General features: G+C 55.4%; 22 protein-coding genes. 9 read left to right on the forward strand and 13 right to left on the reverse strand.

Annotation, left to right across the window (positions count from 1 at the left end):
• Positions 1-7: 7 nt before the first annotated feature.
• Complete coding sequence (locus EBC_RS11080) at positions 8-556, reverse strand: YbhB/YbcL family Raf kinase inhibitor-like protein (RefSeq protein ID WP_013201876.1); 549 nt, start codon at positions 554-556, stop codon at positions 8-10.
• A gap of 212 nt (positions 557-768) precedes the next feature.
• On the opposite strand from EBC_RS11080, the gene EBC_RS11085 reads away from it, so the two are divergent.
• Positions 769-2199, forward strand: coding sequence for a YchO/YchP family invasin (locus tag EBC_RS11085; RefSeq protein ID WP_013201877.1), 1431 nt, complete (start codon positions 769-771; stop codon positions 2197-2199).
• Positions 2200-2269: 70 nt separating this feature from the next.
• Here the strand turns inward: EBC_RS11085 and EBC_RS11090 are convergent, their stop codons facing one another.
• Positions 2270-3337: a porin gene (locus EBC_RS11090; protein ID WP_041691991.1), complete on the reverse strand. Its 1068-nt coding sequence runs from the start codon at positions 3335-3337 to the stop codon at positions 2270-2272.
• A gap of 667 nt (positions 3338-4004) precedes the next feature.
• Between EBC_RS11090 and EBC_RS11095 the strand changes: the two genes are divergently transcribed.
• A complete protein-coding gene (locus EBC_RS11095; protein ID WP_013201879.1) occupies positions 4005-4910 on the forward strand; it encodes a bestrophin family protein in 906 nt (301 codons plus the stop codon).
• Positions 4911-5010: 100 nt separating this feature from the next.
• On the opposite strand, the gene EBC_RS11100 is transcribed toward EBC_RS11095, so the two are convergent.
• Entirely contained in the window at positions 5011-6078 is a 1068-nt protein-coding gene (locus EBC_RS11100) for a porin OmpC (RefSeq protein ID WP_013201880.1), read from the reverse strand.
• A gap of 1051 nt (positions 6079-7129) precedes the next feature.
• On the opposite strand from EBC_RS11100, the gene EBC_RS11105 reads away from it, so the two are divergent.
• From EBC_RS11105 to spy, 6 genes are all read left to right on the forward strand, one after another.
• Positions 7130-8350: an aspartate aminotransferase family protein gene (locus EBC_RS11105; protein WP_013201881.1), complete on the forward strand. Its 1221-nt coding sequence runs from the start codon at positions 7130-7132 to the stop codon at positions 8348-8350.
• A complete protein-coding gene (gene astA / locus EBC_RS11110) occupies positions 8347-9378 on the forward strand; it encodes an arginine N-succinyltransferase (RefSeq protein WP_013201882.1) in 1032 nt (343 codons plus the stop codon). The genes EBC_RS11105 and astA overlap by 4 nt, the downstream gene beginning before the upstream one ends.
• Entirely contained in the window at positions 9375-10844 is a 1470-nt protein-coding gene (gene astD / locus EBC_RS11115) for a succinylglutamate-semialdehyde dehydrogenase (RefSeq protein WP_013201883.1), read from the forward strand. Before astA ends, astD begins: the two co-directional genes overlap by 4 nt.
• Positions 10841-12169: an N-succinylarginine dihydrolase gene (gene astB, locus EBC_RS11120; RefSeq protein ID WP_013201884.1), complete on the forward strand. Its 1329-nt coding sequence runs from the start codon at positions 10841-10843 to the stop codon at positions 12167-12169. The genes astD and astB overlap by 4 nt, the downstream gene beginning before the upstream one ends.
• A gap of 85 nt (positions 12170-12254) precedes the next feature.
• Positions 12255-13256 (forward strand): succinylglutamate desuccinylase, encoded by a 1002-nt coding sequence (gene astE / locus EBC_RS11125; protein ID WP_013201885.1) that lies wholly within the window; start codon positions 12255-12257, stop codon positions 13254-13256.
• A 315-nt stretch (positions 13257-13571) separates the two neighbouring features.
• Positions 13572-14066: an ATP-independent periplasmic protein-refolding chaperone Spy gene (gene spy, locus EBC_RS11130; RefSeq protein WP_013201886.1), complete on the forward strand. Its 495-nt coding sequence runs from the start codon at positions 13572-13574 to the stop codon at positions 14064-14066.
• 91 nt (positions 14067-14157) lie between these two features.
• Here the strand turns inward: spy and cho are convergent, their stop codons facing one another.
• From cho to EBC_RS11155, 5 genes are all read right to left on the reverse strand, one after another.
• Complete coding sequence (gene cho, locus EBC_RS11135; RefSeq protein WP_013201887.1) at positions 14158-15021, reverse strand: excinuclease Cho; 864 nt, start codon at positions 15019-15021, stop codon at positions 14158-14160.
• A 65-nt stretch (positions 15022-15086) separates the two neighbouring features.
• Entirely contained in the window at positions 15087-15971 is an 885-nt protein-coding gene (gene yddG, locus EBC_RS11140; protein ID WP_013201888.1) for an aromatic amino acid DMT transporter YddG, read from the reverse strand.
• 58 nt (positions 15972-16029) lie between these two features.
• On the reverse strand, positions 16030-16857 hold the full coding sequence (gene nadE, locus EBC_RS11145) for an ammonia-dependent NAD(+) synthetase (RefSeq protein ID WP_013201889.1): 828 nt from the start codon (positions 16855-16857) through the stop codon (positions 16030-16032).
• Between the two features lie 121 nt (positions 16858-16978).
• Positions 16979-18172 carry a multidrug effflux MFS transporter gene (locus EBC_RS11150; RefSeq protein ID WP_013201890.1) on the reverse strand — a complete coding sequence of 398 codons (1194 nt, stop codon included), beginning with the start codon at positions 18170-18172 and terminating at the stop codon, positions 16979-16981.
• Positions 18169-18753 (reverse strand): TetR/AcrR family transcriptional regulator, encoded by a 585-nt coding sequence (locus EBC_RS11155; protein ID WP_041691992.1) that lies wholly within the window; start codon positions 18751-18753, stop codon positions 18169-18171. Before EBC_RS11155 ends, EBC_RS11150 begins: the two co-directional genes overlap by 4 nt.
• 210 nt (positions 18754-18963) lie before the next feature.
• Between EBC_RS11155 and osmE the strand changes: the two genes are divergently transcribed.
• The gene (osmE, locus tag EBC_RS11160; RefSeq protein ID WP_013201892.1) at positions 18964-19299 is read left to right on the forward strand and encodes an osmotically-inducible lipoprotein OsmE; all 336 of its coding nucleotides are present in this window, start codon (positions 18964-18966) and stop codon (positions 19297-19299) included.
• A gap of 55 nt (positions 19300-19354) precedes the next feature.
• Here the strand turns inward: osmE and EBC_RS11165 are convergent, their stop codons facing one another.
• The 5 genes from EBC_RS11165 to hxpB all read right to left on the reverse strand — a co-directional run bounded on the left by EBC_RS11165 (position 19355) and on the right by hxpB (position 25386).
• The gene (locus EBC_RS11165) at positions 19355-19756 is read right to left on the reverse strand and encodes a DUF6515 family protein (RefSeq protein ID WP_013201893.1); all 402 of its coding nucleotides are present in this window, start codon (positions 19754-19756) and stop codon (positions 19355-19357) included.
• 186 nt (positions 19757-19942) lie between these two features.
• On the reverse strand, positions 19943-22207 hold the full coding sequence (gene katE, locus EBC_RS11170) for a catalase HPII (RefSeq protein ID WP_013201894.1): 2265 nt from the start codon (positions 22205-22207) through the stop codon (positions 19943-19945).
• A 160-nt stretch (positions 22208-22367) separates the two neighbouring features.
• Positions 22368-23765: an L-cystine transporter gene (locus EBC_RS11175; RefSeq protein WP_013201895.1), complete on the reverse strand. Its 1398-nt coding sequence runs from the start codon at positions 23763-23765 to the stop codon at positions 22368-22370.
• Positions 23766-23929: 164 nt separating this feature from the next.
• A complete protein-coding gene (locus tag EBC_RS11180; RefSeq protein ID WP_013201896.1) occupies positions 23930-24520 on the reverse strand; it encodes a metal-dependent hydrolase in 591 nt (196 codons plus the stop codon).
• 194 nt (positions 24521-24714) lie between these two features.
• Positions 24715-25386 carry a hexitol phosphatase HxpB gene (gene hxpB, locus EBC_RS11185; RefSeq protein ID WP_013201897.1) on the reverse strand — a complete coding sequence of 224 codons (672 nt, stop codon included), beginning with the start codon at positions 25384-25386 and terminating at the stop codon, positions 24715-24717.
• Between the last annotated feature and the right edge of the window lie 44 nt (positions 25387-25430).

Here is a 25430-nt window from a genome sequence, read left to right on the forward strand (position 1 = left end):
ACATCGGTTACTCGTTGCCAAACCGCCCAATCAATCCGGCCGCACCTAAGGTGTGGCCTTTTAGTTTGCTGAGTAATTCCTCGCGGGTTAAGCCCTGTCCCAGCGCGTTGGCCGGTAAATCCGTGGCGATCAGCGTGAAGTTATAGTGGTGCTGTCCGCTGCCTGCCGGCGGGCAGGGGCCGTAATAGCGCAGGGTGCCTGGGCTGTTTTTGCCGCCGGTATAGCCTTTGCCGTCAGTCAACTCTCCTCTGGCAAAGCTGGTGCGCTGGAAGGGAATGTTGTAGGCCACCATATGATTGACGCCCAGTCCTTTTGCGCCGACCGGATCCACCAGCGTCAGGGCAAAGCTTTTGGTGCCCGGCGGCGGATTGTTCCAGCTCAGGGCCGGCGAGATGCCTTCGCCGGTGCAGCTGGCATTCCCTTTGGCATTGCCGGCAAAGGTTTTGGCCATCACATCATTGTCATTAAAGTCGGGCGAATGGAGGGTGAAAACGGGCGCGGCGCTGGCCGCAGTCGCACAAGCCAGCAAAGAGAAACAGAGCAAAATTCTTTTCATCAGTCACATCCTGTTGGTAAATGCCTGGTCAAAGCCTGGACGATCCTCCTTATGTTCGCCAGTTAACTGGATGATTTGGATAGAATCCGATCAACCAGGAGCCATCTGACTCGCGCTCCTTCGCGTATTACGTTACCCTTTGATTAGATTTGTGATCTGTCTTACGTTTTTCACGTTTAAAAACTGCATTGCCGCAGGCAATCATTGAGGTTATGACAAAATTTCACCCGATCCGCTCACTTTGCGCTGTGCTGGTGCTGGTTCTGGCCGGCGGTGCTGACCATGATGCGCAGGCGCTGACCACGGATACCCGTGTCGCCGATGCGCCGTTTGACGATCCCGCCCGTTTTAGCCAGTCGCTGCCGGACTTAGGCAGCACCGCATCTGATGACAGCGCGTTAGAGAAACGCGTCGCCCAGGCGATGAAAACCATTGGCGAAGCCAGTATGAGCAGTGATGACGATCAGTCACTGGGCAGCGAGGCGGGCCAGTGGGCATTCAATCACTTCCGGGACGAGGCCGCCAAACGGGCCGAGACCGAAGGGCAGCAGCTGCTCTCACCTTACGGTCGCGCCAGTATGTCGCTGATGGTGGATATGAAGGGCGACTTTTCCGGCACTTCTGCGCAATTAGTGACGCCCTGGGCGGACAACTATCGCTATCTCACCTTCAGCCAGCTCGGCGTCGAACAGACCGATTACGGTCTGGTGGGCAATGCCGGCGTGGGGCAGCGTTGGGTGGCCGGTCACTGGCGGGTCGGATACAACGCCTTTGTCGATCAGATGTTTGAATCCAATCAGCAGCGCGGATCGCTGGGCGCGGAAGCCTGGGGTGACTATTTGCGCTTCTCGGCCAACTATTATCAGCCGCTTTCCGGCTGGCGCGATCAAAACAGCCTGACCGAGATGCGTATGGCGCGCGGTTATGACATCACGTCGCAGGGCTATCTGCCGTTTTACCGCCAGCTGGGCGTATCGTTAAGCTATGAGCAATATCTTGGTGACAACGTGGATTTGTTTAACAGCGGCACCCAGGGCAGCAATCCGTCGGCGATTGAGCTGGGCGTCAGCTATACGCCGGTGCCGCTGTTTACCGTCACCGCCAGCCATAAAACCGCAGATACCGGCGAAACCCAGGATCAGTTCGGTCTGAAGATGAATTATCAGATTGGCGTCGCGCTCAGCAAGCAGCTGTCGGCGGATAACGTGGCGGCAGCCCGTTCGCTGAGCGGCAGCCGCTATGACACGGTGAACCGGAATAACTCACCGGTGATGGAGTTCCGTCAAAGTAAGACGCTGTCGGTGTTCCTCGCCACGCCGCCGTGGCAGGTTCAGCCGGGCGAAACGCTGCCGCTGAAGCTGCAAATTCGTCATGCCAATGCGATCAAGGCCATCAGCTGGCAGGGTGATACCCAGGCGCTGAGCCTGACGCCGCCCGCCAGCAATACCGATCCGCAGGGCTGGAGCATCATTATTCCGGCCTGGGACAGTTCAGAAGGGGCGAGCAATGAGTATCGTCTTTCGGTCACGCTGGAGGACAGCAAGCAGCAGCGCGTCACCTCTAACTGGATCACCCTGAAGCTGGTGGCCCCGGTCACTCTGCAGGGGGATCAGCAAAACCCGTATGATTTGATGGCACCCTGAGCCGCAGGCGTAAAAAAGGGCCTTTCCTTGTCAGACACAGGTGAAAGGCCCGTGGGTAATACAGCGAGGGTTAGAACTGGTAAATCAGGCCGATGCCGGTGATATCATCCGTTGGCAGACCCAGCGGGTTGTCCTCTTTCAACAGGTTGATGCGGTGCTCGATGTACGCCACCATATTCACATTCATAAAGTACTTCGCGCCGATATTGGCGTACTTATAAATATCCGCATCGCCCACCCCTTCAATATCCTTCGCGCGCGAGGCGACATACGCCAGCGACGGCTGTAAGCCATTGAGGAACAGATACTGAGCGACGGCTTCAAAGTTTTGCGCCTTGTTGGCAAAGCCGCCGTCGATAGGCGTCGCATTGCGCGTCTGGCCATACATGGCCGCCAGATAGAACTGGTTCATGTCATATTTAATGGCGGTTGACCAGAGTTCGGCACGCTTGCCTTCGCCGCGTAGTGCCAGGTTCTGCGCATCGGTTCGATCGATGCTGGCCCAGGCGGCAACCATGCTGATACCGGCATCACTGTTATAGCCCACCGACGTGGCGTAACCGTCACCGTTAGAGCGGACAACGCTGCGGCTGCCCTCACGTTCATTTTTGCCCTGATACTGGGCAGCCCACTGCAGACCCTCAACCATACCGAACAGGTTTGACGTGCGCCAGGTTGCGACACCGCCCGAGCGGCTGGTAAGGAACACGTCACTGTAGGCGGCGTCACCGCCAAACTTAGGCAGCACATCGGTGTATGACAGCGCGTCATAAATCAGGCCGTAGTTGCGGCCATAGTCGAGGCTACCGTAGTCACCGAACTTCAGACCCGCAAAGCCCAGGCGGGCGCGGTTGCCGTTTTGCACGCCTTCGCCTTCGGGGTTATCAAGCCGGAACTGGTATTCAAACATGCCGTAGCCGGTCAGGCTGTCGCTGATTTGCGTTTCGCCCTTGAAGCCTAAGCGGGCGTAGCTGTCATCACCGTGTTTGCTGTCGTTAGAGGAAAAAATGCGCGAGACATCGACCTTTCCGTTGAGGTCAATTTTATTGCCGTCTTTGTTGAAGATCTCAGCTGCATGAATACAGCCGATTCCCATGAAGGTAGAAATAACCAATGCTAATAATTTGACTTTCATTATGCGAACACCCTGTTCATTTTAAGACGCCCACTTGCGTCGCGTTAGAAAATGCCATGAAGGGGCTGAATAAATGAACATAATATACGTAACAAAATGTAAATATTTAATTTAGATCACTTATTTCGCGGGTGGGTAATTGAGGTGTTATGCGCTTTTTATTTAACGATAACGTTATTATTATGTTTACTAATTTATCAATGAGTTGATTTTATTGAGTTTTATTTGACTCCGCTCGCGAGCGATCTTTAATGGCATCCACAGGGAATAAGTTCAATGCGTTGATGGGATGTTTACCTCTTAATATTTTTATTATTAATGTTAACCGTTACGTGAATCGCTTATCGGTTCCATTTAATTAGCGCTGTAATGCAGGGTGTTTATTTAATCAGGTCTGATAAGCGTGTATTTTTGTCGAAAGTATCCTGAAAAATATTCCGACCGTGGGTCGGGGCAATTCCGCCCGCCAATCGACTACAACGCCCTCTATTACGTCAATTTATGGTGTCAGCGGGTAAGTTTTGCTGTGGTAAGCAGGGAAGGGAAGGTGCTCAGGGGGTCGTCAGTACGCGCTCCTGTCACGATTAAATGAGATTAATATCACAAAAAACCGCTGTGCAGCGCCGTCGGAATTTGCCAGAATCCAGAAAAATCCTGCAGATCCTCAATTATGATAATTCGTCCACATCGCCACTGGTTTGTTCGTTTATTCTCCTGGCACGGTTCTGTGCTGTCCGGCATCATGTTTCGGCTTGGGTTGAATTTGCTGATGTCTATCGTGGCGATTTATTGCCTCGACTGGTACGAGACGCTGGGCGTCAAGCTGACGCTTGCGCCGTTCAGTTTGCTCGGCGTGTCGATCGCCATCTTCCTCGGCTTTCGTAACAGCGTTTGCTATGCACGCTTCACCGAAGCCCGCCAGCTGTGGGGCAATCTGCTGATCGCCAGTCGAACCATTATGCGTCAGGTACTGGCGATTTCGCCGACCGATGCGCCGCGCATCAGTGCCCTGTTGATGGCCTTCTGTTACAGCCTGAAGCATCAGTTACGTCAGACCGATCCCAAAGAGGATCTTCATCGTTATTTAGGTGACGAAGCCGAGGAAATTTTGCGCCGCCGGGCGCAGACCAATGCCATCGAAATGAAGATCTCTCAGTGGCTGGCGGAGCAGCGCCGTAATGGCGAGGTATCCGATATCGTGTATGCGCAGCTGGACAGCAGCATTCATCAGCTGTCGCAGGTATTGGGAGGATGTGAGCGTTTAGCCAGCATGCCGCTGCCTTTTGCCTATGGTCTGCTGTTGCACCGCACGGTGTATCTGTTCTGTACCTTACTGCCGTTTGCGCTGGTGCCGGATCTGCATTACATGACGCCGCTGGTCTCGGTGTTTATCGCCTACAGTTTCCTGTCGCTGGATACGCTGGCCGAAGAGCTGGAGATGCCGTTTGGCTATGCCAACAACCACCTGCCGATGGATGCCATGTGCACCAATATTGAGATCAATCTTCTCGAGATGAATAACCAGCGCGATCTGCCTGACACACCAAAACCGGACAGGTACTACCGCCTGACCTGATGCACACGCGGGATCGCAGAGCATAAAAAAAGGGCCGTAAAGGCCCTTTAACACGTCACCTTCTTCAGACACAGGCAGAGGGTGATGAGGTCAGGATCGGTCAGAACTGGTAAGTCAGACCGACGGCGGTAATGTCGTCATCCGCCAGGCCCAGCCCATTATCGCTGTCCAGCAGGTTGATACGGTATTCGGCATACGCCAGCATGTTTTTGTTGAAGTAGTAGTTGGCACCCACGCTGACATATTTATAGATGTCTGCGCTGCCAATGGTTTCGATGTCTTTACCCCGTGAAGAGACATACGCCAGGGAAGGGCGGAAACCGTTGAGGAATTGATACTGCGCAACCGCTTCAAAGTTCTGCGCTTTGTTAGCAAATCCGCCGCTGATTGGCGTGGCGTTATGCGTTTCGCCATACATTGCAGCAAGGTAGATCTGGTTGGCATCATACTTGACGGCCGTTGACCAGATTTCAGCGCGGTCGCCTTCACCGCGGGTAGCCAGATTCTGGGCGTTAGTGCGGTCAATGCTGCCGTAGGCGCCAACCATGCTTAAGCCAAAGTCAAAATCATAGGCAATGGACGCCGCATAGCCATCCCCATTTGCCCGGCGGACCGCGTTAGCGCCGCTACGCTCATTCTTGCCCTGATACTGGGCGGCCACGCTCAGGCCATCAACCAGACCAAAGAAGTTGCTGTTACGCCAGGTGGCGACGCCGGTGGAACGGCCGGCCAGGAAGGCATCGGTATAGGCGGAATCACCGCCAAATTTTGGCAGCATATCGGTGTAAGCCAGCGCATCGTAAATCACACCGTAATTGCGGCCGTAATCGAACGAGCCGGCGTCACCGAACTTCAAGCCGGCATAACCCAGTCGGGTTTTATTGCCGGTCTGCGCGTCATCACCTTCTGAGTTATTCAACTGGTACTGATATTCCCAACGGCCATAGCCACTGAGCTGGTCGGTGATCTGCGTCAGGCCTTTAAAGCCCATACGGGCATAGCTGTTATCGCTGTTGTTAGCATCATCAGAAGAGAACAGGTGGCTGACGTTAATTTTGCCGGTCAGATCAACTTTGTTACCGTCTTTATTGTAGATTTCGGCGGCGTTAACGCTACCAATCCCGAGGATGGCAGGAATGACCCATGCCAGAAAGTTGCGCTTCATCATTAAGTAACCCTGTGAATTAATTATTGTAATGACGTCGAATGCGTCGGAAAAGAAAATGACACAGGACGGCGTGACATAAAAACTAAATATATGTAACATTATGTAAATAAGGGTGGGTTATCAGAATTTCCAATGGTAATTAGCTTTTTTTCTTCTTTTTAATGCCACTTTCTTATCATGGATAGAGGTTGCTTTTGTCGTTGTATTTCGGTGTATATTGTTGTTTTAGCGTATAAAATGTCCTTATTTTACCTTTCTATAACATTGTTTCTCTAATTTAATAACCAGTGCTGCCGTGTGTTTTCTGTGTTTATTTTGTTCAATAACAAAAATAAAAATGGGCTTGGAATAAAAGCGTATTTGCGATTTTAGTTAATTTGGTGTTGCGGGATGTTTCTGTTGTTTTTTTAATCCTTTCAAGCTGGGAATTGATAATTACCAGGGTTATTATTGTCGCGGAGAGTAGTTAACTTTCCGCTTTTTTAATTAGCGTGATAATTAATTTCCCAGCATGCTCAACTGGCTGTTAACGCATTTAATGGCAGAACTGCGAGCCGTAGGATTAAGCAGACGAATTTTATCGCGTTAAACCGACAAGCGCGCGCGGAGGGCTGCCGCCGTAAGAAGTGGGGACAGACAGCAATTTTTAACCGTGTTGCCTCACATTAATATGAAATCTGTTGCAACAGTTGCGCCCGGCATTGCCTCAAAGGGGTGCGTAAAGCGCGATTATGGTGCGCTAAATGCCTCTTTTTAAACCCTAATCCCGGCTTCGATCACAAAAGCGATATTTTATTTTCTCGTTGCATAATTCTTCTCTTTTTTATTCGGCAAACCCACCCCAATCAGAATGTTATTCACTTTATATGCATTAACTGTGCATAAGTGATTTTCGTAACTCCTTGATATTTGGTGGATACGATCGGTTTATGCATTTTTATCGCTGGCTGGCACGCTGCGTGCAATCTACAGTAGAGCCGCAATGAATCATTTCGTTAACATTATTTAAACTTTTAAGTTACCTGCCAGTGCGCAGTAAACAGAGGCCGTTATGAACCCGTCAGTATCTCGCGAGAATTTTGACCAGTGGATTGTGCCAACCTATGCACCCGCCAGCTTTGTCCCGGTGCGTGCCGAGGGATCCACACTTTGGGATCAGCAGGGCAAGTCGTATATCGACTTTGCCGGCGGCATCGCGGTGAATGCGCTGGGCCATGCCCATCCGGATCTGCAAAAGGCACTGCAACAGCAGGCGGCAAAACTCTGGCATACCGGCAATGGCTACACTAACGAGCCGATTTTGCGCCTGGCGAAACAGTTGATTGATGCCACCTTTGCCGACCGGGTGTTTTTCTGTAACTCCGGGGCCGAAGCGAATGAAGCCGCCCTGAAGCTGGCGCGTAAAGTGGCCCACGACAAGGTGGGTGAGCAGAAAAGCGGCATCGTGGCGTTCAAGAATGCCTTCCATGGCCGCACCTTATTCACCGTGACTGCCGGTGGCCAGCCTGCCTACTCCAAAGACTTCGCGCCGCTTCCGGGCGGTATCGACCATGCCGTTTATAACGATCTGGCCTCGGCCGCCGCGCTGATTACCGACCAGACCTGTGCGGTGATCGTCGAGCCCATCCAGGGCGAAGGCGGCGTTGTGCCTGCTGAACCCGCTTTCCTGCGTGGCCTGCGTGAGCTGTGCGACCAACATCAGGCAGTGCTGATTTTTGATGAGGTGCAAAGTGGCGTGGGGCGTACCGGTTCCCTTTACGCCTACATGCACTACGGCGTCACGCCTGACGTGCTGACCACCGCCAAAGCGTTAGGTGGCGGTTTCCCGATGGGCGCGATGCTGACCACCGAAACGTTGGCGTCGGCAATGGGCGTCGGCACCCACGGCACCACCTACGGCGGTAACCCGCTGGCGGGCGCGGTGGGCGGCAAAGTGATGGAGTTGATCAATACGCCGGAAGTGATGTCTGGCGTCGCACTGCGTCACCAGTGGTTCGTTGACGGCCTGAATGAGATTAACCAACGTCTGCATCTGTTCAGCGAGATCCGCGGTCTGGGTCTGCTGATTGGTTGCGTGCTGAACCAGGATTACAACGGCCAGGCCAAGCAGTTTAACCAGGCGGCGGCGGTTGAAGGCTTAATGGTGCTGATTGCAGGCGCTAACGTCATTCGCTTTGCACCGTCGCTGATCATTTCGCAAGCCGAAGTGAAAGAAGGGCTGGCCCGTTTTGAAATTGCCTGTCGCGCCGTGATCGAAGGAGCCGCAAAATGATGGTCATCCGTCCTGTTGAACGTGACGATCTCGCTCAGCTGATGGCCCTTGCCAGCAAAACGGGTGGGGGATTGACCTCATTGCCTGCTGACAGCGTCACGCTGTCGGCGCGTATCGATCGTTCTATTCAGACCTGGCAGAACGAATTGCCGAAGGCTGAGCAGGGCTATGTGTTTGTGCTGGAGGACAGTGAATCGGGCAAAGCGGTCGGGATATGTGCGATTGAGGTGGCAGTAGGACTGCAGGATCCCTGGTATAACTTCCGCGTGGGAAGCCAGGTCCATGCCTCGAAAGAACTCAATGTTTACAACATGATGCCGACGCTGTCACTCAGCAATGACCATACCGGCAGCAGCGAGCTGTGCACGCTGTTCCTCGATCCGGATTACCGCAACGGCAAGAATGGTTATCTGCTGTCAAAATCCCGCTTCCTGTTTATGGCCGCCTTCCGCGATCGCTTTATGCAGAAGGTGGTGGCGGAAATGCGTGGGGTGATCGACGAAGCCGGCCACTCGCCGTTCTGGGAAAGTGTCGGCAGCCGTTTCTTCTCGATGTCCTTCAGCGAAGCGGACTACCTGTGCGGCACCGGACAAAAATCGTTTATCGCCGAGCTGATGCCGAAACATCCGCTGTATCTCGATTACCTGTCGGAAGAAGCCAAGGGCGTGATTGGTCAGACCCATCCGCAAACCGCACCGGCCCGTGCGGTGCTGGAAGCGGAGGGATTCCGCTATATGAACTACATCGACATTTTTGACGGCGGTCCAACGCTGGAATGCGATATCGATCGCGTGCGGGCAATCCGTAAAAGCCGACTGCTGAAGGTCAGCCTGGGTGAGCAGGCGGATAGCAGCCTGCCGTTATGCCTGGTGGCTAACGACAGTTACGCCGATTTCCGCGCGATCCTGCTGAACGTCGATCCGCATGGCGACAGCATGGCGCTTAGCGCTGAACAGGCTGAAATTTTACGCTGCGGGCCGGGCGACAGCCTGCGCGTGGTAACACTGAATGCGGAGAGTAAAGCATGACGCACTGTATTGAAGGTCAATGGTTGACGGGCGCGGGCGAGAATTTTAGCAAGCTGGATCCGGTCAGCGGCGAGCTGCTGTGGCAGGGCAAAGCGGCCAGCGTCGGCCAGGTGTCGGCGGCAGTTGGCGCAGCCCGTACGGCGTTCCCGGCGTGGGCGCGTCGGCCCTTTGCTGAGCGTCAGGCGATTGTCGAAAAATTTGCCGCGCTGCTGGAAAAAAATAAAGACGAGCTGACCGTTACCATCGCCCGTGAAACCGGCAAACCGCGCTGGGAGTCCGCCACCGAGATTCAGGCGATGATCAACAAAATCGCGATTTCGGTAAAGGCCTATCACACCCGCACCGGCACGACGGTAGAGGCAGAAAGTTCATTGCGTCACCGCCCGCATGGCGTGATGGCGGTGTTCGGGCCGTATAATTTCCCCGGTCATCTGCCGAATGGGCATATCGTTCCGGCGCTGCTGGCCGGGAACACCGTGGTCTTCAAGCCCAGCGAACTGACGCCGATGATTGCCGAGAAAGTCGTCAAGCTGTGGCAGAGCGCGGGCCTGCCGGATGGCGTGCTGAATATGGTGCAGGGCGGACGCGAAACCGGCCAAAGCCTGTCGAAAGAACCTCAGGTGGATGGCGTGCTGTTTACCGGCAGCGCGGCGACCGGTTATCAGTTGCACAGCCAGTTTGCCGGACGTCCGGACAAAATGCTGGCGCTGGAGATGGGCGGCAACAATGCGCTGATCGTTGAAGACCCGGATGATATCGATGCCGCGGTAAACCTTGCGATCCAGTCGGCCTTTATCACCGCCGGTCAGCGCTGCACCTGCGCGCGGCGGATGCTGGTGAAACGTGGTGCGGCAGGGGATGCTTTCCTGGCCCGCCTGACGGAAGTGGCCGCGCGGATCAAGCCCGGCGGTTGGGATGAGCAGCCGCAACCCTTTATGGGCAGCGTGATTTCCCTGCAGGCGGCGGAGCGTATCTTCAGCGAGTGGCAGGCCCGCGTGGAAGCCGGCGGCAAGGTGCTGCTGCCAATGACCTGGCCCGCCCGCGACAGCGCGATCCTGACGCCGGGGATTATTGATATCACCACGCTTAACAACGTGCAGGATGAAGAGGTGTTTGGGCCGCTGCTGACGGTGATCCGCTACGACGATTTCGATCAGGCCATCCGCCTGGCCAATAACACCCGTTATGGCCTCTCCTGCGGGCTGATTTCGCCGAAGCGTGAGCTGTTCGATCGCCTGCTGATTGAGTGCCGCGCCGGTATCGTCAACTGGAATAAACCGCTGACCGGTGCCGCCAGTAGCGCGCCGTTCGGTGGCATCGGCGCGTCCGGTAATCATCGCGCCAGCGCCTTCTATGCTGCCGACTACTGCGCATGGCCAATGGCCTCGCTGGAGTCGGCTGACCTCTCGCTGCCCGTGACGTTGTCACCTGGTCTGGACTTCGGTCCGGCGGGAGGCACGCAATGAGTGCACGTGAAGCAAACTTTGATGGCCTGCCGGGCCTGACGCACCATTACGCCGGCCTGTCGTTTGGTAATGAGGCCTCGACCCGCCATCAGCATCAGGTGTCTAACCCGAAGCTGGCCGCGTTGCAGGGCTTAATGAAGATGAAAGCGCTGGCCGATATGGGCTTTGTGCAGGGGGTAATCCCGCCGCATGAACGGCCGAACGTCGCCGCACTGCGCCAGATTGGTTTCAGTGGCACCGATGCGGAAGTGGTGGCCAAAGCGGCCAAGCAGGCGCCGCAGTTGCTGTCTGCCGCCAGCTCGGCCTCCGCCATGTGGGTGGCCAACGCGGCCACCGTGTCGCCTTCGACGGACAGTGCCGACGGACGGGTGCATCTGACGGTGGCCAACCTGAACAATAAATTCCACCGCGCGATGGAAGCGCCGACAACCGGCGCGTTGTTGCGCGCGATTTTCCGCGATCCGCAGCATTTCAGCGTGCACGATGCGCTGCCGCAGGTCGGCATGTTTGGCGATGAGGGCGCGGCTAACCACAACCGCTTTAGCGCTTCCCATAATGATCCCGGGGTGCAGCTGTTTGTTTATGGTCGGGAAGAGGGCAAAAGCGGCATCGCGCCCGCGCGTTATCCTGCCCGTCAGACGCTTGAAGCCAGCCAGGCCGTCGCCCGACTGCATCAGCTGGATGCCGAACGCACGGTGTTCGCTCAGCAGAACCCGGCGGTGATCGACCAGGGCGTTTTCCATAATGACGTCATCGCGGTCAGCAATCAGCAGGTGCTGTTTTGCCATCAGCTGGCGTTTCAGGACCAGCCGGCGTTACTGGCTTCGCTGGCGGAAAAAATGCCCGGTTTTACGCCAATTGTGGTGCCGGATAATCAGGTCAGCGTGGCAGATGCGGTCGCCACCTACCTGTTCAACAGCCAGTTACTGAGCAAGCCGAACGGCAAAATGCTGCTGGTGCTGCCAGAAGAGGCGCGTCAGCATCCGGGCGTCTGGCGTTATCTGTGCGATCTGGTGGAGAGCGGCGGCGCCATTGACGAGCTGAAGGTGTTCGACCTGCGTGAAAGTATGTGCAACGGCGGCGGTCCGGCCTGTTTGCGCCTGCGGGTGGTGCTCAACGACAGCCAGCTGGCGGCGGTCAATCCGTCGGTGATGATGAACGATTCGCTGTTTGCCACGCTGAATGGTTGGGTCGAGCGGCATTATCGCGACAGGCTGTCTCAGCATGACCTGGCAGACCCACAATTGCTGATTGAAGGGCGGCAAGCACTGGACGAACTGACGAAGCTGCTAAACTTAGGGAATGTCTATAACTTTCAGCAGTAATCACGGATGACGCGAAGCGCATCATGGTACTCTGTGATGCGCCTTGCCTTATTGAAGGAGCAGAAACTCACAACAAGGAGAACGTATGAAGGACTTCCTGAAACAAACCCTGAGCGGAGAGCTACCCGAACAGATCGCCGGTCGCAATGACCAGTTGAGCTGGCAGTGGCTTGATGAAGGGATCCTTGAGCTGACCCCGATTAACACAACGTCGCAGGCGTTTGTGGTCTCAGCGGGTATTCATGGTAATGAAACCGCCCCGGTTGAAATTCTCAATGAACTGATTTGCCAGCTGCTGCGCGGCGAGAAGCCTTTGCTGCCTCGTTTGCTGGTGATTTACGGCAACCCGGCGGCGTTACGCAACAATAAACGTTATCAGCGCTGCGACATCAACCGGATGTTTGGTGGCCGCTGGCAGCAGTATGAAGACTGCCCCGAAGCGCGCCGTGCATGGCGGCTTGAGCAGGCGATGGAAACCTTCTGGCAGGCTGGCAGCAGTGATGAAGTTCGCTGGCACCTGGATCTGCACACGGCGATCCGTGGTTCTTACCACACGCGATTCGGCGTGATGCCGCTGCGGACCACTCCGTGGCCGGAAGATTTCCTTCACTGGCTGGGTGCGGCAGGTCTGGAAGCGCTGGTGTTTCACCGTTCCGCCGGCGGCACCTTTACCAATTACAGCGGTAAACACTTTAGCGCCGCCAGCTGTACGCTGGAGCTGGGCAAAGCGTTGCCTTTCGGCAGCAATGACTTAACCCAGTTCAGTGCCGCTAAACAGGCGCTGGCCGCGGTGCTGTTCGGTGACGCCTTGCCTGAAGTGACTGCCCAGCCACAGCGTTATCGCGTGTCGCAGCAGATCACCCGTCACACCGAAGCCTTTAAGCTACATATGAGCGATGACACGCTGAACTTCACCGCCTTTCCGCAGGGAAGTTTACTGGCTGAAGATGGCGAAGAACGTTTCTATGTGCAGCAGGCGCGCGAGTACGTGATTTTCCCCAATCCCAATGTGGCGCTGGGGCAGCGGGCCGGGTTGATGCTGGTGGAAGATAACGCCCACAATGAAGCCTTAGGTTCGACCGAGTAGTCGTTGGCCGCTGGCCTGATTCAGGGCGATCGTTAATCTGATCGCCCAGGGATTTTCGCCCTTACTTTTCCCTTTCCGGATCCTGTCGAACGTATTACACTTCTCCATAATTCCTGCATTAATCCCTTAAAATTCATATCTGTTAGCAATTCCTCACGATAATCTTCGCATTCTCTCCATGATTGCCGGCATTTTGTCTTTTATGCTTTCAGGGCTTTACCCAGGCTCTGAGTACTTGACGTTCAGCGCCCTAAACTGAGTTCCGACATCGCGACATTGTTGTCGTAACAGAACTGAAAAGTAAGGATAAAAACGATGCGTAAATTAACTTCTCTTGTTGTTGCAATGACACTGGCCCTGGGTGCTGCGAATATCGTTCACGCTGCGGCTGATAACATGACGCCTCCTCCAGCCGGAGCCGATAAAACCCTGCATCAGCCACCACGTCATGGCGGCATGCACCACGAAATGTTTAAAGGTCTTAACCTGACCGACGCGCAGAAAACACAAATGCGCAGCATCATGAAAGATGCCCACAAAGACATGAAGCGTCCTTCTCTGGATGAGCGTCGCACCATGCACAGCATTATTGCCTCCGACAGCTTCGACCAGGCGAAAGCCGAAGCGCAGGCAACGAAAATGTCTGAAGAGGGTAAGGATCGTGCCCTGAAGATGATGGAAACGCAGAACAAGCTGTATAACGTGCTGACGCCAGAGCAGAAGAAGCAGTTCAACCAGAACTTTGAGAAACGTCTGACAGAAAAGCCGAAGCATGAAGGTAAAATGCTTCCACCGGACGCAGAAGGCTAAGCCCTGCTAATCCCCAACTAAATTGAGACCGCCGACGTTGTTCACGAGGGCCATGTGCCGTGAACAGCGTCGGCGGTTTCGTTTGTGCGGCTTAAGGCAGGGGAAGGATCGGGAACTTTCCGCTGAGAATCGGCTTACAGAGGATTTTGTAGCCGTCACTGTCGAAGCCTTGCGGCGTGGTGGTGAGTTCGCTGGCCTGCGCCAGATCTTCTACCGAGCCGAGATAGAACCAGTTATTGATGATGTGGATCTGCTGGTGGTTGATCCCCTGCTCAACAACGCCGACCGCGCCTTGCCACGGCCAGCACTGCACCCGTACTCTCTCCAGCGCCGCAATCAGCCGCTGCTGATGTTCGTCCAGACTCTCTTTCCCACAGCAGGCACCGGCACAGCGACCCAGGCTGGCGCGGAAACAGGCGCGTCCTTTGCTCAGCTTCTCCAGCCCTAAAACCCCCAGACACAAGCGCTGTTCATCGGCAATTTTCTGCAATTTTTCCAATGCGGCATGGCGGCTGGCATACAGGCCAAACAGATCCGGCGTATGGGAAAAGTCGAGATCTTTGGCATACACCACGGTCGGTTTTTCTCCGGCCATATGCAGTGAACAAAGCTGACGGTTTTTACGCAACCGCTTATTAAACAACGGCTGCTGCACCTTGATCATCTGTGCTTCCAGCAGCAGGGCGCCCAGCTCTCCGGCCGTTGGGATAAAGGTGACACGCTTTGCCTGACGCAGCATTTTTGCTTCATCGGCGGTGCGGAAATGGGACATCACCCGACTGCGCAAATTGACGCTCTTGCCAATATATAGCGGCATAGTTTCACTCTCGCCGTGAAAAACATACACGCCGGGCAGAGAAGGTAAGCCTTCAAGATACGGTCGGAGATGGTCGGGATATTGGTAGATCGCCGCGGGTTCAAATTCCAGGCGATGGCTTGCTGCACGTCTTGGCACACTGCGCTCCAGTTACTGTTTACTTGTACAGTGTAGCAGGACGTCTGCGGATAAAAAAGCGCCAGTTATCGCGTGGCGCGCCAGCAAATCAGCGAACCCAACGTTACCATGACCACGCCTTGCCAGAAGCTGAAGGCGGGCGTGAGCTGTAACCACAGCGTGGCGAGCAACGCAGAGAACACCGGCGTAAAGTACGAGGCGGTTGCCAGCAGCGTCATGTTGCCATGCTGAATGCCGGCATTCCACGCGGAGTAAGCGATGGCGGTGGAGGCGGCCATAAACAGCACTTCAGCCACCACGCCGGGGGAGAAATGCATCGGCTCCGGCTGGCCACCAATGGCGAATTTCAGCCACAGCGCTATCGCGGTGATCAGGAAGAACAGGGTGACGCCGCTCTGACCTTCGGCATAACGACGGGTAACGTTGTTATACAGCGCCCAGGCAATCGCGGCGAAAAACGCCAGGCCATAGGCCAGCGGGTTGTCCATCACGTTGTGCCACAACAGCTGTGGCGTCCAGACGCTGTGGCCTTTCAGTACCCAGACGATGCCGCCCAGCGCCAACGCCAGGCCTGGCCACAGCCACCAACGAAAGCGTTGCTGATTAAACGGGATAGCAAAGACAATGGTCAGGCTGGGCCACAGGTAATTGATCATCCCCAGCTCCAGCGCCTGCGGGCGGTTGTGGGCCAGACCGATCGACACCGCCAGACAGATTTCGTAGCTGACAAACAGCGCGCCGCCCCACCATAAATAGCGCGGAGGCAGATTGCGCCAGCGGGGCAGGCCGCGAGCGAGACACAGGAACAGCGCGCTGGCGCTGTAGATCAATGCTGCGCCGCCGGTGGCGCCAAGCGATTCAGAGATGCTGCGGATCAGCCCTACGGTGGTGCTCCATAAAACTATGGCGCACAGGCCAGTCAGGGTTGCGCGTTGCGGTGTCAGTGCCATCAGAGTCCGTTATGATGAAAAAGGGCGGTGAGGACCGCCCGGAGTGACGAGGTGAGGGTTATTTCTTCCAGAAGTCGTCGAACACGGTAATCGGTGGGCGACGCTTGTGCTCGGTCTTCAGATACCAGCCTTCAATGATTTTGGCGGCGGCATCGTCAATGGTTTTGCCTTCCAGATACTGGTCGATCATCTCATAGGTGACACCCAGCGCGACTTCATCCTGCAAGCCTGGACGGTCATCTTCCAGATCGGCGGTCGGCTGTTTCAGGTAGAGATGTTCCGGGCAGCCCAGTTCTTTTAATAGCTGTTTGCCCTGGCCTTTGTTCAGACGGAAGATGGGGTTGATATCGGTGCCGCCATCACCGTATTTGGTGAAGAAGCCGGTCACCGCTTCCGCAGCATGGTCCGTTCCGACCACCACACCGGCGTTCATCCCGGCAATGCTGTACTGCGCCTTCATGCGCTCGCGGGCCTTTTCGTTACCGCGAATAAAGTCCGACAGCGTAACGCCGGCATCGCGAAGGGCTTTCTCGCTGGCCAGAATCGCTTCTTTGATATTGACCGTCAGCACGCGGTCCGGCTTGATAAAGTCGATGGCATCCTGGCAATCCTGCTCGTCCGCCTGCACGCCATAAGGCAAACGCACGGCAATAAACTGGTAAGCGCTGTCGCCGGTTTCTTCACGCAGTTCGGCGATCGCCGTTTGACTGAGTTTGCCGGTCAGGGTGGAGTCCTGACCGCCGCTGATGCCCAGTACCAGAGACTTGATAAAGGGATAGGTTTTCAGATACGACTTGAGAAAGTCGACGCTGGTGCGAATTTCCTGCTTAACCTCAATGGTGGGCTTAACGCCCAGCGCTTCGATAATTTCCTGTTGCAGAGCCATTTACCTCTCCTCAGATTCGTTCCGCGCGATCCGCGGCAGTTAAAAAATGTCTGCGGTAAAACTAACGCGACCGGGGCGAAACAACAAGAATCAATGCTGTTGTTTCGCCACCTTTTACTGATTAATCAGACGTTTTCGGTTTTTGGGTCAGCAGTAAAAACAGTGTGATTGCCAGCATATAGCAGCCAAAAATGGTCGCCGTCATGGTCAGCACCGAGGTGCCGCCGATGCCGGTGACCGGCACAGCGATGCCGCCAAGCGTAAACATGGTGACGCCCATCACCGCTGAAGCACTGCCGGCGCGATGTCCCTGACTTTGCATCGCCAGTGATGCTGCCGCCACACCCACCGCGCCATTACTGGCCACGCTGAAGAACAGGGCCACCAGCACCATCGGTAACGCCGCGCCGGTCAGCCCGGTAATCAGCAGGGTGCCGGAGGAGACGAAAGCCAGCGTTAAGGCACCTTTAACCACGCGATATTCGCCAAACAGCGGACTCAGGCGGGCACTGATTTGAGATGCAAGGATCAGACCAACGCCGTTGGCCGCAAAGCAGAAACTGAAGGCCTGAGGCGACAGTCCGTACAGCTGCTGCAGGACGAAAGGCGAGGCGCCGATATAGGCAAACATGCCGGACATCATAAAGCCCTGCGTCAGGCAGAAGCCCATAAAGGGACGGTGTTTAATCACCGAGCCCAGCGCGGCCCAGGCCGAGAAAATGCTGCCCTGGCTGCGCCTTTCGGGGATCAAGGTTTCGGTCAGCTTCACTTTTGCCAGTACAAACAGCAGCGCGGCAATGGCGGCAATCACCATAAACAGCCCGCGCCAGTCCAGTACGGCCATCAACGCGCCGCCCATCACCGGCGCGGCAATCGGCGCCAGGCCGTTCACCAGCATCAGCAGGGCAAAGAAGCGCGTCAGCTCATGACCGCTGTACATATCACGGGCAATGGCGCGCGACAGCACTGCGCCACCGGCACCGAACAGCCCTTCACACAGACGCGCCAGCAACAGCTGGTTGATATTCTGTGCCAGCGCGCAGCCTACTGACGCAATCAGCAGCAGCACCAGCGAGATTAGCAGCGGCTTGATGCGGCCAAACTTGTCGCTCATCGGGCCAAAGATCAGCTGACCTAATCCCAGGCCGATCAGGCCGGCGGTCAGGCTTAACTGCGCGGTGGCGGTTGGCGTCTGCAAATCCTTTGCCAGAGACGGCAGGGCAGGAAGATAAAGATCGATACAAAGCGGCCCGAGAGCCGCCAGAAGTCCAAGCGTAATGGCATAGCCAATACGGTTACGGTGTGCAGTTGTCATTTTTCCTCTGTCTTAAAAAGGTGGTCCATAAATTGTTGGTATAAGGCGAAGAGTCTTTCCGCTGACGCTTTCTGAGGCGTCAGTCGGCGATACGACGTACCTTCGGCCAGTACGGCAAACACTTCCACGCAGGCGCGGATATGCTCATCGTCGAGGTCGGGATGGCTTTTTTTCACATTCTGGCAGGCATGAGAGAACATCCGCTCATCGGCCTCCACCATCATGCTGGCTACCGCCGGGTTGCGGGTCGCTTCGGCGGCGACTTCCAGCATCAAGGCTTCATCATCCTCATCCAGCGCATGACGCCATGCCAGTAGCTGCGGCAGATTGAGCGAGGTGGTGGTCTCTTCGATATAGACCAGGCGGTTATCGATGATCCTTTTCACTATCTCAGCAATAATCGCGTCTTTATTGGTGAAGTAACGATAAATCTGCCCAACGCTCAGGCGAGCTTCAGCCGCCAGCTGCGCCATACTGGCAGCATGAAATCCAGAGCGACGAAAACAACGCCGTCCGGCGGCGATAATTTCATCCTGGCGTTGACGATGGCGGGCATCGCGGGCTTCATTTGGGGTACTCATCATGACCTCAAGCCGGTAAGCGGTTCGCGGGTGAGCGAAAACCTGCGGGATAGCGGGGTGAGAGCGAACGTTCATTCTCAACGCCGGCATTATAGGCTTGCGGAGGTTCGGTGGCGAAGTGTTTTGGGCAATTTGCTGCCATAAAGTTGATAAATCAGCGTTTATGTACCAGGCTTATCCTCACATGGAAAATAAACGAGGAATAAAAACATGAATAAAGTAACGGGATTTATTGGTGCTGCGGTGGCTCTGGCCGTGTTGTCTGGTTGTTCGGCCTATGACCGTGCAGAAAGCTACGTGACCAAACCGGTTGTTCAGGACGTGAAGAAAGGAATGACCCGCCAGCAGGTTCGTGATATTGCCGGTCCTCCTTCTACCGAAATCACCATGGTCCATGCCCGTGGTACTTGCCAGAGCTATGTGCTCGGCGAGCGTGATGGCAAAATCCAGACTTACTTCGTCAGCTACAGTGATACTGGCCGTGTGATGAACTATGGCTTCCAGAGCTGTAAAGAGTACGATACCGATCCGCAAGCGGCTCAGTAATCGCACCCGCTTAATGAAAAACGGTCACCTTCGGGTGACCGTTTTTTTTTGCAAGTTACAGGCCCGGCGGGCGAGGCACTTCGAGATAACGACCGTCGATGTCGCGACGGTAGTAGTGGCCATCCTGCACATAAAAACGTTCGCCGTTGTAATCCAGTGAACGCATATCGCCGCTGACGCGCTCAATCGGAGGCTGCACCACCACATAGGTATTGTCGTTCTGCCGCTGATAGTAGTTACCGTTCAACGCGTAATAGGTCAGGCCGCCGATTAACACCGCAGCTGCCGCTTCTGGCAGGAAAGAGAGGTGGTCTGGCCCGTGGCCACCGTGCCATCCATGTCCTGGATCGCCATGCCAGTCAGGACCTGGGCCCGGTCCCCAGCCACCTGGGTGGGCAAAGGCCAGCGCAGGCGACAACAACGTTACAACTAACAGTGCACTCATCACCTTTTTCATAAGGATCCTCCTGGTTCTGACTGACGCTAACATTACGCCGCGCCAGTCAAAACGCAAGAGCAAGTGGGCCGCTATTGTGGCTTGCTAACAGTGCTTAACACTTCCTTAACGCTTCCTCCATCAAGCCTGTCATATCACGACGTTGTGCTGATTAAAACCTCAGCTAATACCGCAACTTCCCGATCGTTAAGCCGGCACGCTCAACGCTTTTTGACTGCGTGACCAGATGCGGTGCGCGCCCATCGCTGCAAGGAACTCGCTCATGAACACGCCTTCGGCTTTACTGTCTTCAATGATGCCTTCTTCCTGCTGATCGTCAGCCAGACCAAACTGGGATTTGAAGCGCCGGGCATCGCCACTCAGGCCGATCACTTTCAGGTGCTTATAGGCTTCCAGCAGAAAGTAACGCGCATCGCCACTCAGCAGCAGCGCATCAATATTGCCATCTGGCACGATCACCGCATCAAAGGTCAGTGACGGCAGTCCGCTGAAGGTGGCATCGATCGGCAAATCTGAGCCATCATCGGCCCGAACCTGGCCCATATGGGGCGCAATCAGCTTGGCGTGAACCCCGTGTTGCTTAAGCTCCATCAGGATTGCCAGCGTATCCGCCGCAATCACACCATCACTCATGAGCAATGCAACCTGACGACCTTTAATGGTGCCATTGGGAACGGCATACAGACTCAGACTGGCGTCCTTTTTTAGCCCGTTTACATCCTTCGGCGGCGCAGTGTGCATCTTCTCGTCGGAAAGGGAGATCCCCAGGTGCTCGGCCACACCGTTTGCCAGCGAAATATCGATATGCACCAGATGATCCACTACCCGCTCGCGAATATATTCACGCGCGACCTTGCTGAGCTCAAACGAGAAGGCATCCACAATATGCTGTTGCTCTACCGGCGTCTGGCTGTTCCAGAACAGGCGAGGCTGCGAGTAATACTCACCAAATGAGGGGCTGCGCTCGCGGATTTTGTGGCCTTCAATCCGTTCCTGATAGCTTTCGAAGCCGCCGCGATGCGGTGAGGGGGGCGTTTCACGCGGCCAGTTATCATTGATTGAATTCGGCTCGTAGTTCGCCGGGTTGGTATCAATGTCCATCCGGTGCATGCCCTGACGCTGGAAGTTGTGGTAAGGGCAAACCGGGCGGTTTATCGGGATCTCATGGAAGTTTGGCCCGCCAAGGCGACTGATCTGCGTATCGGTGTAGGAGAACAGCCGGCCCTGCAGCAGCGGATCGTTGGAGAAGTCCATGCCGGGAACAATGTGGCCGGGATGGAAGGCCACCTGTTCGGTTTCGGCAAAGAAGTTATCAGGATTTCGGTTGAGCACCATCTTGCCAATCAGCTCCACCGGCACCAGCTCCTCCGGGATCAGCTTGGTGGCATCAAGGATATCGAAGTCGAATTTGAATTCATCCTCCTCGGCGATCAGCTGCACGCCAAGTTCATATTCCGGGTAGTCGCCCGCTTCAATCGCTTCCCACAGGTCGCGGCGGTGGAAGTCCGGATCGCGCCCGGTCAGCTTTTGCGCCTCGTCCCATAGTAGCGATGCCTTCCCGGCAACGGGCTTCCAGTGGAAACGCACGAAGGTGGATTTCCCTTCGGCATTGATAAAGCGGAAGGTGTGAATACCAAACCCTTCCATAGTGCGATAGCTGCGGGGAATGCCGCGATCGGACATCGCCCACATCACGTTATGCAGGGTTTCAGGTTGCAGCGACACATAATCCCAGAAGGTGTCGTGGGCACTTTGTCCCTGTGGAATTTCATTGTGGGGCTCAGGTTTAACCGCATGGACAAAATCAGGGAATTTATGCGCATCCTGAATAAAGAAGACCGGTGTGTTGTTACCGACTAAATCAAACACGCCTTCATCGGTATAGAACTTTGTCGCCCAGCCACGAATATCTCTTACCGTATCAGCCGATCCCGCACCGCCCTGCACGGTAGAAAAACGCACAAAGACCGGCGTGATCCGCTCCGGGTCGCGCAGGAAGTCCGCTTTGGTGATCTCGCTCATATCCCGGTAGGGCTGAAAATAGCCGTGAGCCGCCGAGCCACGGGCGTGGACGATGCGCTCGGGGATCCGTTCGTGGTCAAAATGGGTGATTTTCTCGCGCAGGATAAAATCTTCCAGCAGCGTTGGGCCACGGGTTCCGGCACGCAGGGAGTTTTGATCGTCGGCGATGCGGGTGCCCTGATTAGTAGTCAGCGGGAAGTTTTCACCTCCTTTACGGAAGGTCTCCAGCGAATCAAGCTTGGCGTTATGGGTATCAGGTGCTTTCAGGCTGCCGGGTGCCGTAGGCTGTTTGCCTGGCGCGGTGGGTTCAGCCAGCGGCTTGTGTGAACCATCTTCAGGGGCCAGTGAATCCATACCTGGTCGCGCAGAATCGGGGCCGGTAGAGGGCGCATTATGACTCAGTTCCTTGTTATCGGTTTCTTTCGACATGCTCACTTACTCCTGCAATTGTCGTTTCAGACTCCAGTAACTATAGAACAGGGACGCGGGTACGCCCGGAAAGTGCAGGGATATGCGGCGGGGGAATCATGACAGGATGTTTGGTGGGATAAAACAGAACGGGCCAGCAGTGTGCCGGCCCGTGTGGAGATCAACGGTGCGCCAGTTCCACGTCGTTATCTGCATCGGCATTTAACAACGTTTTATCGGTCTGCTTCAGCCACTGGCTGGTCAGCGTACCGGCGGTCATCGAGCCGTTGACGTTCAGTGCCGTGCGGCCCATATCAATCAGCGGTTCAATGGAGATCAGTAATGCGACCAGCGTCACCGGCAAGCCCATGGTTGGCAGGACAATCAGCGCCGCGAAGGTCGCTCCGCCGCCAACACCGGCCACACCCGCTGAACTCAGCGTAACGATGCCGACCAGCGTGGCAATCCACATTGGATCAAAGGGATTGATGCCAACGGTTGGTGCAACCATTACCGCCAGCATGGTTGGGTAGAGTCCCGCACAGCCATTCTGGCCAATGGTGGCACCGAACGAGGCGGAGAAGCTGGCAATGGATTCCGGGATGCCCAGACGACGCGTCTGTGCTTCAACGCTCAGCGGAATGGTCGCGGCGCTGGAACGGCTGGTGAAGGCGAAGGTAATCACCGGCCAGACTTTGCGGAAGAAGCGGCGTGGATTCACGCCATTAACTGACAGCAGCAGCGCGTGTACCGCAAACATGATCGCCAGACCGAGATAAGACGCCACCACGAAGCCGCCCAGCTTGATAATGTCGTTCACGTTGGAGCTGGCAACCACTTTGGTCATCAGCGCCAGCACACCAAATGGGGTGAGCTTCATGATCAAACGCACCAGCTTCATCACCCATGCCTGCAGCACGTCAATGGCAGCCAGCACGCGTTCACCTTTGGGTTTGTCGTCGCGCAGCAGATGCAGAGCAGCAACACCGAGGAAGGCGGCAAAGATCACCACGCTGATAATTGAGGTCGGGCTTGCGCCGGTCAAATCAGCAAACGGGTTTTTCGGCACAAAGGAGAGTAGCAGCTGAGGCGTGGAGAGGTCAGCCACTTTGCCCACATAGTTATTTTGCAACGCAGCCAGACGCGCGGTTTCCTGCACACCCTGCACCAGGCCTGTGGCATTCAGACCAAACAGCCAGGTCACAAACACCCCTACCAACGCGGAGATGGCGGTGGTAAACAGCAGCACGCCAATGGTCAGTACGCTGATTTTGCCCAACGACGAGGCATTATGCAGACGGGCAACCGCGCTCAGGATCGAGGCGAAGACCAGCGGCATCACAATCATTTGCAGCAGTTGCACATAGCCGTTGCCGACAACGTTAATCCAGCTGATCGACTCTTTCAGCACCGGGCTGTCAGAACCATAAATAGTGTGCAGGCCCAGGCCAAACAGTACGCCGAGCACCAGTCCCACCAGGACTTTTTTCGACAGGCTCCAGTTGGCGCCGCCGGTTTTGGCGAGGATCACTAACAGGGCAACAAACGCGGCCAGGTTAGCGAGTAATGGAAGGTTCATCCCCAATTCTCCAGTCAATATGGCGTAATTCCCTACGCCGGTAAGCTTCAGATAATTTTTATCGCGTACCAAGTACGACACGTGCGTGAATGGTATCAGCTCAAACTGGTGCTGCCATATATCCAAAAAATATGGCTTATAACGATTTGCGTTTAATTGGGTGTTTAATGGGCGTTTTGCGAGTTTATCAGCCGGTTCATGCCGCTTTGCACCGAATTAACCATTTGCGCGGGCCAGCCGGACGCACCAAAGGGGGGCATTCCCTGCGGAAACCACATGGCGTAACCCACCAGTGCGAGGCATAACGCGCGCTCTAACTGATTGCCTTTCTGGCTCCTTAACAGCGGCAGGCGAAATCGCCAGCGGCAGGGCCACAATAAAGGGACGCCGGCAGGGGTCAGCATATCGGCGGCGATATGGCTTAGATATCCCAGTACTAATCCCTGAAAGACATCGGCGGGGATCACCCAGTCTTTTGGCACTTTTAAATGGAATAGCGCCACGCCACCCAGAACCGCAAGCAGGCTATGGGTAAAACCGCGGTGCCCAAACACGCGCGCGACAGGTTGCGAAATCCATCTGAAGCGTTGCCCCAGGGTAGATTTGGGGTGATCGATATCCGGCAGCAGGCAGGTCAGCAGTGTCGCAGGCACGATATGCCACCAGTCGCCGTTAGCCAGTTCCGGCGTCAGGTCGGCGCGTTTGGCAAAGATGGCACTGGCAATTGCAAAAATGAGATGGCCTTCGGCCGTCATGGGAACACCTGGCTGCTGAACTGTCGATGTATACAGTATAGGGGATATATACAGTAGAAACTATACGTTACCCTGTAACTAAAGATGACTATTTTTACGTTATTGAAGGGGTTAACAGCAGGAAGGATGTGGCGCGGGCGATTTCGGGCGAAAAATCAGACCGGAGCGGGCAGAAACCCGGCTCCGGGTGTGGATTACCTGCCGTGCAGGTGCGCGGAGGTGAGTTCGTTAAGCGAAGTCAGCTTAACGTTCGCCAGCGACCAGCGGGCATCATCAGCATGTTCTTGCGCCGGGATAACGATTGAACGCATGCGGGCGGCTTTGGTTGCCACCATACCGTTAATCGAATCTTCTAAGGTGACGCAATTCAGCGGGTCTACTCCTAATCCAGCGGCGGCATCGAGGTAAACCTGTGGGTGCGGCTTGCTGTAAGGCAGGGCTTCAGCAGAGGCAATCACGTCAAAGTAGTCGCGCAGATTGAACATCTCCAGCACGCGATTCAACATATGCAGCGGTGAAGCGGACGCCAGGCCAATCTTTAAGCCCTCGGCTTTGCACAGCTTTAATGCCTGCTCCACGCCCGGCAGCAGAGGACGGCTGTCTTCGACTAGATTCAGCGCGCGGGCAATAATCCGCTGGGTGACTTCTTCCTGTGAGGGGCCGCTCCACGGCAACGCTTCATGCCACATTCTGACGGTCTGATCGATGCGCAAACCCAGCGTATCGGGCAACTCATTCCGACGGGTCAAATCGATATTCAGCGTGGAAAACACGTCCAGCTCAGCCTGATCCCACAGCGGTTCAGAATCAATAAGCAGGCCATCCATATCAAAGATGGCGGCAAGGACGGGGCGGGAATAGGACATTTTGCGGCTCCTTTTGAAAATTTACCTCACCATAGCATGAAGCT

Origin of the sequence: Erwinia billingiae Eb661, assembly GCF_000196615.1 — a bacterium.
GTDB classification, from domain to species: domain Bacteria; phylum Pseudomonadota; class Gammaproteobacteria; order Enterobacterales; family Enterobacteriaceae; genus Erwinia; species Erwinia billingiae.

Coding starts and splice junctions, on each gene's coding strand:
- astA (WP_013201882.1), top strand. CDS start 8,347: ATGATGGTCATCCGTCCTGTTGAACGTGACGATCTCGCTCAGCTGATG.
- EBC_RS11180 (WP_013201896.1), bottom strand. CDS start 24,520: ATGACGGCCGAAGGCCATCTCATTTTTGCAATTGCCAGTGCCATCTTT.
- spy (WP_013201886.1), top strand. CDS start 13,572: ATGCGTAAATTAACTTCTCTTGTTGTTGCAATGACACTGGCCCTGGGT.
- EBC_RS11095 (WP_013201879.1), top strand. CDS start 4,005: ATGATAATTCGTCCACATCGCCACTGGTTTGTTCGTTTATTCTCCTGG.
- EBC_RS11085 (WP_013201877.1), top strand. CDS start 769: ATGACAAAATTTCACCCGATCCGCTCACTTTGCGCTGTGCTGGTGCTG.
- astD (WP_013201883.1), top strand. CDS start 9,375: ATGACGCACTGTATTGAAGGTCAATGGTTGACGGGCGCGGGCGAGAAT.
- EBC_RS11150 (WP_013201890.1), bottom strand. CDS start 18,172: ATGACAACTGCACACCGTAACCGTATTGGCTATGCCATTACGCTTGGA.
- EBC_RS11105 (WP_013201881.1), top strand. CDS start 7,130: ATGAACCCGTCAGTATCTCGCGAGAATTTTGACCAGTGGATTGTGCCA.
- astB (WP_013201884.1), top strand. CDS start 10,841: ATGAGTGCACGTGAAGCAAACTTTGATGGCCTGCCGGGCCTGACGCAC.
- EBC_RS11155 (WP_041691992.1), bottom strand. CDS start 18,753: ATGAGTACCCCAAATGAAGCCCGCGATGCCCGCCATCGTCAACGCCAG.
- EBC_RS11175 (WP_013201895.1), bottom strand. CDS start 23,765: ATGAACCTTCCATTACTCGCTAACCTGGCCGCGTTTGTTGCCCTGTTA.
- katE (WP_013201894.1), bottom strand. CDS start 22,207: ATGTCGAAAGAAACCGATAACAAGGAACTGAGTCATAATGCGCCCTCT.
- EBC_RS11080 (WP_013201876.1), bottom strand. CDS start 556: ATGAAAAGAATTTTGCTCTGTTTCTCTTTGCTGGCTTGTGCGACTGCG.
- astE (WP_013201885.1), top strand. CDS start 12,255: ATGAAGGACTTCCTGAAACAAACCCTGAGCGGAGAGCTACCCGAACAG.
- yddG (WP_013201888.1), bottom strand. CDS start 15,971: ATGGCACTGACACCGCAACGCGCAACCCTGACTGGCCTGTGCGCCATA.
- nadE (WP_013201889.1), bottom strand. CDS start 16,857: ATGGCTCTGCAACAGGAAATTATCGAAGCGCTGGGCGTTAAGCCCACC.
- EBC_RS11100 (WP_013201880.1), bottom strand. CDS start 6,078: ATGATGAAGCGCAACTTTCTGGCATGGGTCATTCCTGCCATCCTCGGG.
- EBC_RS11165 (WP_013201893.1), bottom strand. CDS start 19,756: ATGAAAAAGGTGATGAGTGCACTGTTAGTTGTAACGTTGTTGTCGCCT.
- hxpB (WP_013201897.1), bottom strand. CDS start 25,386: ATGTCCTATTCCCGCCCCGTCCTTGCCGCCATCTTTGATATGGATGGC.
- osmE (WP_013201892.1), top strand. CDS start 18,964: ATGAATAAAGTAACGGGATTTATTGGTGCTGCGGTGGCTCTGGCCGTG.